Below are 10,025 nucleotides of genomic sequence, written 5' to 3'. Positions count from 1 at the left end.
GACCGGCGGCGCGGGCCGGGCGGCGGGCGGCGCGGCGCTGTCGCCCTTCTGGGCCGGGCCGCAGGCGGCCAGGCTCGCAACCGCGAGAAACGCCAAAACTGCCTTGAACTTCATAGCCTTACCCAATCCCATAGCGACTTCTGGCCGCGCCGTTGCGCGCATTTGCACAGTTTTTTCACCGCACCTGCGAAATCGATCACATTTTCGATAGCGATTTCGTGATCGAAGTTTTACTCTAGATGCGTCGGCGGTTCCTCCGCCGGACTTCGTGCAACGCCAGACCCCTCCCTGAACGCAGCCGATCCCTAGCGGACCGGAGGCGTCCCGTGAAGGCGTTCGGCGTGAAATCGAAGCTCTGCATTTCGTCCGACCACGGTCGGATCACCGAGACGGAACCGATGACCGAACGCGGCGCCTTCTTCGACCTGGCCACCTCCACCCCGGTGGCCTTCGAAACCGTGATCTCTCCGCGCGACCGGGTCGAAATCCCGACCGAGGCGCCGCTGGCCATGCCGGTCCAGCCGCTGGGCTTCTGGCAGGGCGCGGCTCGCGCCGTCAGCACCCCGGGTTCGGAAACGGTCATGCGCCGCTGGGTGGTGTTTATCGCCACCGCCATCATGGGCGCGGCCGGCTGGAAGGCCACGTTCGACACCGTGGCCCTGGGCGGCGTCACCCGCCTGGAAGCCGTCTGCCTGACCCTGCTGGCCCCGCTGTTCCTGGCTCTGGCCCTGTGGTTTGTCACTGCCGTCGCCGGCTTCGTGGTGCTGCTGCGCACGCCCAAGGATCCGCTGGGCATCGATAGCTCGAAGCCCATGCCCAAGCCGCGCGCCCGCACGGCGATCCTGATGCCGGTCTACAACGAAGACGCCCAGGCGGTGTTCGCCCGCCTGCGGGCCATGGACGCCTCGATCGCCGAGACCGGCGCCAGCCGCGCCTTCGACATCTTCATCATCTCCGACACCCGCGACGCGGCCGTGGCCCTGGCCGAGCAGGCCTGCTTCGCCCGCTTCCGCCGCGAGGCCTCGAGCCACGCCTTCTATCGCCGTCGCCCCGACAACACGGGCCGCAAGGCCGGCAATGTCGCCGACTGGGTCGCCCGCTGGGGCGGCGACTACGAGCACATGCTGGTGCTCGACGCCGACAGCCTGATGACCGGCGACGCCATGGTGCGCCTCGCCGACGCCATGGAACGCCACCCGGGCGTGGGTCTGATCCAGACCATGCCGACGATCATCAACGGCCAGACCATCTTCGCCCGCACCCTGCAGTTCGCCACCAAGCTCTATGGCCGCGTGGCCTGGACGGGCCTGGCCTGGTGGTCGGGTTCGGAAAGCTCGTTCTGGGGCCACAACGCCATCATCCGCACCAAGGCCTTCGCCCAGACCTGCGGCCTGCCCTCGCTGAACGGCCCCAAGCCCTTCGGCGGCGAGGTGATGAGCCACGACGCCCTGGAAAGCGCCCTGCTGCGCCGCGGCGGCTGGGCCGTGCACCTGGCCCCCTATCTGGAAGGCTCGTACGAGGAGAGCCCCTCGAACCTGCTCGACTTCGCCACCCGCGACCGTCGCTGGTGCCGGGGCAACGTCCAGCACGTGCCGCTGATCGGCCTGCCGGGCCTGCACTGGATGAGCCGCCTGCACCTGGTCATCGGCGTGCTGAGCTACGCCCTGTCGCCGATCTGGTTCGTGGCCCTGTCGGCCGGCGTGATCTCGCGGGCCCTGATGCCCGAGGTCAAGAAGGCCGCCTTCACCATGGCCGACCTGCAGGCCGCCGCCCACGCCCTGATCGACTGGCGCGAGATCCAGGCCACCGCCTGGGCGATGATCATCACCTTCGTGCTGCTGTTCGGCCCCAAGATCATGGGCGCCACCCTGATCTTCATGCGCAAGCACGAGATCAAGGGCTTCGGCGGCCGTCGCCGGGTGATGGCCGGCCTGGGCGTCGAGATGCTGCTCTCGGCCCTGGTCGCCCCGATGCTGATGTTCACCCAGACCCGCGCCCTGGTCGAGATCCTGGCCGGCCGCGTCGGCGGCTGGAGCGCCCAGCGCCGCGACGCCGACAAGGTCGCCTTCAAGGAGGCCTGCGCCGCCATGGGCTGGATCAGCGCCACGGGCCTGGCCCTGGCCGCCATGTTCTGGTTCACGCCGGACCTCTTGACCGCCACCGCCCCGATCCTGGCCGGCCTGATCCTGGCCGTGCCGCTGACCATGCTGGGCGCCAGCAAGGCCGCGGGCCTGGCCCTGAAGGCCAACGGCCTGTTCATGACCCCCGACGAGCGCACCCCGCCGGCCATCGTCCGCGCCGCCCTCGGTCCGGTCTGCGAACCGCCGGCCCGGTGGAAGGTCGGCAAGGCCCCGGCCGCGCCGCTGGCGACCGCCGAGCAGAACGCGGCCTGAAGCGCCTTCGCCCCGATATGAAAAGCCCCGCCCTCACCGGCGGGGCTTTTTGTTTTCGGCCGGCCAGAAACAGCTACTCAAGCTTCGCAACGTCTGGCGGCTCGCCCTCCGGGGGAGTAGAAGCGCGCTTCGTTTGGATTTGACGGAGCCTTCGCCGTGTCGCGGCTTTTCAGCGCCTATGTGATCGTCGACTGGAGCGCGGCGGCCAAGCCGACCACGGGCGCGGATTCCGTCTGGATCGGCGTGCTCAAGCGCGACGTGCGCTTCCGCCTGACCTTCGAGAGCTTCAACCCGGCCACCCGCCAGGAGGCCGAGGCCAGGATCGCCGTCATCCTCGACGACCTGAAGAAGCGCGGCGAGCGCGCCCTGCTGGGCTTCGACTTCCCGCTGGGCTTCCCGCGCGGCTTCTCCCAGGCCCTGAACCTGCCGGGCGACAGGCCCTGGCGCGCGGTCTGGGACCAGTTGAACAAGATGGTCAAGGACAAGGCCGACAACACCAACAACCGCTTCGGGGTCGGTTCCGAGATTAACCGCCGCCTGACCGGCGGGCCGTTCCCGTTCTGGGGCTGCCCGCCCAAGGACGCGCTGACGACGCTGCAGCCCAAGCGCACCCGCGAGCATGGCCCGGACGACCTGCCGGAGTTCCGTCACGCCGACGTGGCGGCCAAGGGCGCGCACTCGATCTGGAAGCTCTATTACAACGGCTCGGTCGGCGGCCAGGCGATCATGGGCATTCCGGCCGTGCGCCGCCTGAAGGACGCCCGTGGCGAGACCGTTCGCGTCTGGCCGTTCGAGACCGGCTTCAAGACCCTGACCGAGGCCGATCTCGACGGCGTCGAGGTCGTGGCCGCCGAGGTCTACCCGTCGCTGGTCAAGGCCGTCCCCGGCCCCGGCGAGATCAAGGACCTGGCCCAGGTGCGCACCCTGGCCGAACACTTCGCCAAGCTCGACGAGGCCGGCAAGCTGGCCGCGCTGTTCGGGCCGGGCAAGGACGCGCCGGCCGAACTGGTAGAGGACGTGCAGACCCAGGAAGGCTGGATCCTGGGAGCCGGCGTCTAAAACCCCTCCCCCTGAAGGGGGAGGTGTCGGCGAAGCCGACGGAGGGGGACGTGTCTGATGACAGGCAGCCCGCACGAAACTCAGAAGGACCTTCCCCCTCCGGCCCTTCGGGCCACCTCCCCCTTCAGGGGGAGGATCTTGCATCCAGCATCCGATACCGGCCCAGCAGCATCGCCGCGGCCGCGAAGCTGGTGACGATCACCGACCAGACGATGCCGTTCACGCCCATCTTCATCGGCAGGGCCAGCCACCAGGCCAGCGGACCCATGATCAGGGCGTAGGCGACCATGTGGGTGCCGGCGGGGATCCAGACCTCGCCCCGCGCCCGCAGAGCCTGGGCGCAGACCACCTGCACGGCGTCGGGCACCAGGAACAGGCAGGTCAGCACCAGGGCCGGCGCGATCAGGGCGATGGCGGCGGGATCGGCGGTGTAGGCGCCGGCCACCAGGTGGCGCAGCGGATAGAGCAGCAGCGCCACGATCAGCGAAAATACGGCGGTGACGCCGAAGGCGATCCAGCCGGCGCGGCTCATGCCCGCCGGATCACGCGCGCCATGCGCCCGTCCGACCTGCACCGCCGTGGCGGTGGCCAGGCCCAGCGGCACCATGAAGATCACCCCGGCGACGTTCAGCACCACCGCCCAGGCCGCCACGTTCAGCCCGCCCAGCCAGCCAGCCACCAGGCTCATGCCGGCGAAGGCCGAAACCTCGAACAGGTTGGACGTGCCGGCCCCGTAGCCGACGCGGCGCTGGTCCTTCTCGGCGGCGCGGTCGCGGGCGGGCTTGTCGAACACGCCCAGGGCCCGGGCGTCCTTCAGCCGGACGATGACCACCGCCAGCATGATCGTGAAGGCGGTGCGGGCCACGAAGGTCGCCCAGGCCGCGCCGACCGCGCCCAGGGCCGGCAGGCCCATGACGCCGGGCACCAGCAGCAGGTTGACGCCGAGGTTGATCAGGTTGGCGATCCACATCGTCACCGTCACCAGGCCCGGCCGGCCCAGCCCCTCCAGCCAGAAGCTCAAGGCGACGCTCAGTGCGTAGGGCGTCAGCGACAGCGAGAAGACGATCAGCGGCGCGGTCGCGCCGTCGGCCAGGGCATTGTCGATGCCGACATGGTGCAGCAGCGGCGGCGCGGCCAGGGCCAGCAGAACCGAGCCAGCCAGGCCCAGCCACAGGCCATACTTCACGCCCCGATGCAGCACCGCTCCGGCCTCGTGCAGCCGCCCCGCCCCCAGCGCCCGCGAGCCCATCACCTGGGTCCCGACCAGCAGGCCGACCGTCACGGTGACGAACACCGAGGTCGGGGCCCAGGCCATGGCATGGAAGCCCAGTTGCCTGGCCGAATAGTGCCCCACCACGATGGCGTCGGTCAGGCCCATGACCATGATGCCCAGGCGCGACAGCACCACCGGCCCGGCCAGGCGCAGCAGTTCGATCAGATCCGAGGCGATGACGCCGCGCGACTTCCCGGAAGCCGGCGCGGCCGCGGGACGCGACATGGAGGGGCCTTTCGAAACGGGGCCGGAAAGTGGCCGATGCGCGATGGGAGGGCAAGGGGCGGCGAGCCCCCTCCGGTCCTCCGGACCACCTCCCCCAGAGGGGGAGGATCTCGAGCGCCCAGATGCTCCCCCTCTGGGGGAGCTGTCGGCGAAGCCGACTGAGGGGGCTCCCCCTATTCCGCGTACAGCCGCAGCGCCTGCAGACACATCTCCAGCCCGGTCAGGTCGTGCAGCGGCTCGGGCGTGACGATCACGAACAGGCGGCGCGCCTCGGCCCACAGCATGACGCTTTCCGGCAGGCCCAGGTCCTCGACCACGCAGCCGTCCTCGTCGCGCCAGATCCCGTCCTCGCCGCGCTCGGCGCCGACCAGCACGTCGACCCGGTCGACATACTCGGCCAGGCTTTCGTCCTCGACGTTGAGATAGGCGAAGATCGGCTTGCCCAGCCCGGCCAGCACCCCGGCCTCGAAGGCCGTGGCCGCGTCGCAGGACGGCCCGCGCCAGGGGGTCAGGTTGACAATCGCCGCGTCGGCGCGACGCAATTGGGCCATGCGCTCCATGTAGAGTTCGCGGGCCTGGATCTCGGAGCTGAACTCATCGCCCGGCGCGGGCTGGGCGCCGGAAAAGGCCGTGAAACCGGCGTCCAGGCACAGGGCCTTGCGCCTCAGGTCTTGGGCTTCTGCATCGGGGAGCCAGGCCTCGGGGCCGGCCAGCCAAAGGGAACGGACGGGTCGCATCCGGCCTTAGAGCGGACGACCGGCCTGTCCTGTCAACTGTCTTGGAGATCAGAGCCCGCCCCGATGACCGCCCTTCCCCGCCGAACCGTCCTCAGCCTTGGCGTCACGGCCCTCTTTCTGCCCGGGCTTGCGCAAGCCGCCCCGGCCCAAACCTGGCTGGCCTATGAGCGCCGCCTGCGCGACCAGCTGGCCGCCCGCCGCGGCGACTTCGACGCCGATTTCGAGCGCGAGCTGCTCGATCAGGGCGACGCCTTCCGCGAGGCCCGCCGGCGGTCGCCGCTGGCCTTCGATCCGGGCCTGGCCCAGGCCGCCCGCGCCCACGCCGCCGACATCGCCCGCACCCGCATCTACGATCACATGACCCGCGAAGGCTTCGGTCCCGCCGCCCGGGTCGGCCTGCTGGCCCGCGACCTGGTCGGCGCCCCGGCCGAGAACATCGCCATGCGCCGCAACGCCTCGGGCGCCGTCCGTCCCGACCAGATCATGGGCCAGTGGAAGTCGAGCCCCGGCCACCGCGCCAACCTGCTGGCGCCGGGCCTGACCCATGTCGGCTACGCGGCCCTGCGCGACGGGCCGGAGGTCATCGCCGTCGGCGTCTATGCCGAGGTCTCGGCCCGCCTAGCCGCCCCCGCCCCGCTGCGCGCGCCGTCGGTCGAGGCCATCGCCGCCGCCCTCTCCCGCGCCAGCCCGCGCATCGACCAGTTCTCGCTGTCGGATCCCGGCGGCGAGGTGCTGACCCAGACCTATGTCGAACGCCCCCAGCCGGTCGCCATCCCGCCCGGCGCCTGGCAGCTGCGCCCGCACCTGTCGAGCGGCGCGCACCGCTATCAGGTGGCCTGGGGGCCGGTGGTGGTGCTGGGGTAGGCGGCGTACTCCCTCTTCCTGGGCGTTACACCCCCTCCACGAACGCCTTCAGCCGCCCGAGCGCGTCGTCCCAGCGGGCCGAGACCGTGTCGAGCCAGGCCCGCGCCTGCCGCACCTGTTCAGGGCGATAGGCGAAGCGGCTTTCGCGGCCTTCGCGCAGGCTGGCGACCAGGCCCGCGCCCTCCAGCACCCGCAGGTGCTTGGTCACCGCCTGGCGGGTGATGTCGCCGCCGCTGGCCAGGGCCGAGATCGAGCGGGGCCGGCCGTCGCTCAGCCGGTCCAGCAGGGCCAGGCGGGTGGGATCGCCCAGGGCGGCGAACACGACGGCGGGGTTCGGCGGAGCGACCGCCCCGGCCTCAAGCCTCGACATGGGCCTTGATGTTCTCGACCTGCTGGGTCCAGCCACCCTCGTTCATGCGGAAGGCTTCGTCGCGGCGGTGGGCCGGCACGGCGTCGAAGCCGCTCTCGATCACGTCCAGCCGCACGCCCTCCCCCTCGGGCGTCAGCAGGAACTCGACCAGCGTCGGTGTCTCGCCCGAATAGTCGACCTCGGGATCAATGGCGTAGGGATGCCAATGGAAGGCCAGCCGCCGCATCGGCTCCACGGCCACGACCTGCGCCCGCCACTGGATGTGCTCGTAGCCCGGATAGGTGATGTGACCGGTCGAGTCCTCGCCGGCCACGAACGGTCCGTCCAGCTTGACCCGGAACCAGGCCCCGAACTGCTCGTGATCGGCGATGGCGCTCCACACCCGCTCCAGCGGCGCGTCCAACACGATGGTCTTCTCGATACGGTCGGCCATTTCAGCAACCTCCTGGTTGCTGAACCATGACTCCGACTCGCGGAACCCGCAACCATTTGATTGCGCGATGACCCAAACGAAAAACGGCGGGTCCTTGCGAGCCCGCCGTTTCCGTCTTCAGCCGTGAGGCGGAAGCTTAGTTCTTGGTGACGTCCACCAGCTTGTTCTTGGCGATCCACGGCATCATGCCGCGGAGACGCGCGCCGACTTCCTCGATCTGGTGCTCGGAAGCGCGACGGCGGGTCGCCTTGAAGGACGGCTGGCCGACGGCGTTTTCCAGCATGAAGTCACGGACGAACTTGCCCGACTGGATGTCTTCCAGCACGCGCTTCATCTCGGCCTTGGTCTCGGCGGTCACGACGCGCGGGCCGGTGACGTACTCGCCGTACTCGGCGGTGTTCGAGATCGAGTAGTTCATGTTGGCGATGCCGCCTTCGTAGATCAGGTCCACGATCAGCTTCAGCTCGTGCAGGCACTCGAAATAGGCCATTTCCGGCGCGTAGCCGGCTTCAACCAGCACTTCGAAGCCGGCGCGGATCAGCTCGACCGTGCCGCCGCAGAGGACGGCCTGCTCGCCGAACAGGTCGGTTTCGCACTCCTCGCGGAAGTTGGTCTCGATGATGCCCGAGCGGCCGCCGCCGATGGCCGAGGCGTAGGCCAGGCCAAGGTCCAGCGCGTTGCCGGTGGCGTTGTGGTGCACCGCGATCAGGCAGGGCACGCCGCCGCCCTTCTGGTACTCGCCGCGGACCGTGTGGCCCGGGCCCTTCGGAGCGACCATCAGGACGTCGATGGTGTCCTTCGGCTCGATCAGGCCGAAGTGGACGTTCAGGCCGTGGGCGAACAGCAGGGCCGCGCCGTCGCGGATGTTCGGGGCGATGTCGTTCTTGTAGATCGCGGCCTGGTGCTCGTCCGGCGCCAGGATCATGATCAGGTCGGCCCAGGCGGCGGCTTCGGCCACCGACAGAACCTTCAGGCCTTCGCCTTCGGCCTTCTTGGCGCTGGGCGAACCCGGGCGCAGGGCGACGGCCACGTTCGATGCGCCGCTGTCACGAAGGTTGAGCGCGTGGGCGTGGCCCTGGCTGCCATAGCCTACGATGGCGATCTTCCGGTCCAGGATGCGGGCGAGGTCGGCGTCGCGGTCGTAGTAGACGCGCATGATTTCTTCTCCAGGACTGGTCAATCTGCCCGCCTCACGCAAGCTGGAGGCGGGAAAGGCCGGCGTTTGAGCGTTTTTTTGCCGCCTCGTCAAGGCGGGGCGCGCCCATGAGCGATGATCGGCGACGCTTAATACCGCGACTGAGGCGAAAAAGCCCCCGGAAAGGCAAGGCGGATCGCGGCGAAGCCTTTTCTCGCCTCGCCTTCAGCGAAGAATGTGCAGAAACAACCTTAGATATATAAATATGCTAAATTGACTCAAAGTTGCACACGCAACACCCTCAACCCGCCTCCACACCCGGAGGCGAGAACGGGAGGGCATCCCCATGAGCGAGATCATCGACATCCAGATCGTGGTCGACACCGCGAACCTGATCGCGAGCGTCCAGAACCCCAGCCAGAACCAGAACGCCCCGACCCCGATCGGGCACAACTACGCCTACATGGTCGCGCCGAACGAATATGTCCGCAGCGGCCTGGCCTCGGGCGACCTGTCGATCTCGGCCGACGTGGGCGACACCGTGCGCTGGCGGATGGTCTCGCAGTCGGGCAACACCAGCTACTCGGCCGACCTGCAGAACATCGCCATCTTCTCGGGCGCGCAGGTGACCTCCACGACGGGCGGCAAGCTGCTGAACGTCGAGACCCCGGTGCCCGGCACCACCCCGGGGAACATCGCCCTGCCGCCGACCTACACGGTGACGCCGCAGTACGACTTCTACCTGACGGCCGACATCGTCCAGAGCGGCACGGGCAACTACAACGTCTCGTTCGCGGTGCTGCAGTACCACAGCGGCTCGCTGCAGGTGCTGGGCTACTTCGTCTGGGATCCGACCATCACGGCTTCCTGAGCCCTTCCCCCGCTCGGAAAGAGAGAAAGCCGCGCCTCCTTCCGGAAGCGCGGCTTTCGACTGTCTACCGGCGAGGCCCGGGCCTCCTACCAGAAGAGGTCGTAGTAGACGCTCAGCACCTGGCCGGACCAGACGTCGACCAGGACGGCGTCGCCGCCGACCCGCACCCATTCGCAGCCGATCGGCGGCATGGGCAGGCCATAGCGGTACCAGTCGAGATAGTACGAGCTGCCGTACCAGCCGCCCGGCAGATAGTCGCCGAAGCTCCAGCGGAACGCGTACCAGCCGCGCGGATAGCGGTAGGCCGGGGCGCGATAGCGCTGGGGCGAGCGATAGCTGGGCCGCCAGCGACGCTGGTCGTACTGCGGACGGCCGTTGTCGCGGTCGCGCCAGCGCTGGTCGCCGGGGCGTTGCGCGCCGGGACGGGAGCCGCCGCGATCGCCCTGCCAGCCGCCGGGACGGCCGTCATTGGGACGCCCATCGCTAGGACGGCGATCGGGCTGCCCGCCGGGACGATCGTTACGGTCGGGACCGCGATCGCCACGATCCTGGCCGCCGCGGTCTTGCCCGCCTTGCCAGCCGCCGCGATCAGGACGGTCGCCACGGCCGCCACGATCCTGGCCGCGATCAGCCTGGGGCGCCTGGGGCGCTTGCTGGGCCGGACG

10 protein-coding genes are annotated in these 10,025 nt (G+C 69.6%); 4 read left to right on the top strand and 6 right to left on the bottom strand.

Going from position 1 to position 10,025, the window contains the following annotated elements; all coding sequences use genetic code 11:
* Nucleotides 1-398: 398 nt before the first annotated feature.
* Complete coding sequence (gene mdoH, locus DMC18_RS00835) at nt 399-2,393, top strand: glucans biosynthesis glucosyltransferase MdoH (protein WP_110121643.1); 1,995 nt, start codon at nt 399-401, stop codon at nt 2,391-2,393.
* A 156-nt stretch (nt 2,394-2,549) separates the two neighbouring features.
* Nucleotides 2,550-3,452: a cobalamin biosynthesis protein CbiG gene (locus DMC18_RS00830; protein ID WP_110121642.1), complete on the top strand. Its 903-nt coding sequence runs from the start codon at nt 2,550-2,552 to the stop codon at nt 3,450-3,452.
* A gap of 124 nt (nt 3,453-3,576) precedes the next feature.
* Here the strand turns inward: DMC18_RS00830 and DMC18_RS00825 are convergent, their stop codons facing one another.
* Entirely contained in the window at nt 3,577-4,950 is a 1,374-nt protein-coding gene (locus tag DMC18_RS00825; RefSeq protein ID WP_110121644.1) for an MATE family efflux transporter, read from the bottom strand.
* Nucleotides 4,951-5,123: 173 nt separating this feature from the next.
* Nucleotides 5,124-5,687, bottom strand: coding sequence for a nucleoside 2-deoxyribosyltransferase (locus DMC18_RS00820; protein ID WP_110121645.1), 564 nt, complete (start codon nt 5,685-5,687; stop codon nt 5,124-5,126).
* A 63-nt stretch (nt 5,688-5,750) separates the two neighbouring features.
* On the opposite strand from DMC18_RS00820, the gene DMC18_RS00815 reads away from it, so the two are divergent.
* Nucleotides 5,751-6,551 (top strand): CAP domain-containing protein, encoded by an 801-nt coding sequence (locus DMC18_RS00815; protein WP_110132615.1) that lies wholly within the window; start codon nt 5,751-5,753, stop codon nt 6,549-6,551.
* Between the two features lie 25 nt (nt 6,552-6,576).
* Here DMC18_RS00815 and DMC18_RS00810 read toward each other — a convergent pair whose 3' ends face one another.
* The 3 genes from DMC18_RS00810 to ilvC all read right to left on the bottom strand — a co-directional run bounded on the left by DMC18_RS00810 (nt 6,577) and on the right by ilvC (nt 8,510).
* The gene (locus tag DMC18_RS00810; protein WP_110117940.1) at nt 6,577-6,921 is read right to left on the bottom strand and encodes a helix-turn-helix transcriptional regulator; all 345 of its coding nucleotides are present in this window, start codon (nt 6,919-6,921) and stop codon (nt 6,577-6,579) included.
* Nucleotides 6,908-7,354, bottom strand: coding sequence for an SRPBCC family protein (locus DMC18_RS00805; RefSeq protein ID WP_110117939.1), 447 nt, complete (start codon nt 7,352-7,354; stop codon nt 6,908-6,910). Before DMC18_RS00805 ends, DMC18_RS00810 begins: the two co-directional genes overlap by 14 nt.
* 136 nt (nt 7,355-7,490) lie before the next feature.
* Nucleotides 7,491-8,510, bottom strand: a complete 1,020-nt coding sequence (gene ilvC, locus DMC18_RS00800; RefSeq protein WP_110117938.1) for a ketol-acid reductoisomerase — start codon at nt 8,508-8,510, stop codon at nt 7,491-7,493.
* Between the two features lie 325 nt (nt 8,511-8,835).
* Between ilvC and DMC18_RS00795 the strand changes: the two genes are divergently transcribed.
* Nucleotides 8,836-9,360 (top strand): inclusion body family protein, encoded by a 525-nt coding sequence (locus tag DMC18_RS00795; RefSeq protein WP_110117937.1) that lies wholly within the window; start codon nt 8,836-8,838, stop codon nt 9,358-9,360.
* Nucleotides 9,361-9,446: 86 nt separating this feature from the next.
* Here DMC18_RS00795 and DMC18_RS00790 read toward each other — a convergent pair.
* Nucleotides 9,447-10,025: RcnB family protein (locus tag DMC18_RS00790; protein ID WP_110132614.1), on the bottom strand; the 579-nt coding region annotated here is incomplete at its 5' end.

Source organism: Caulobacter sp. D5 (assembly GCF_003185805.1).
Lineage (GTDB): Bacteria > Pseudomonadota > Alphaproteobacteria > Caulobacterales > Caulobacteraceae > Caulobacter.
The sequence above is the reverse complement of the archived record's forward strand: the minus strand, read 5'-3'. Positions and strand labels throughout refer to the sequence as shown.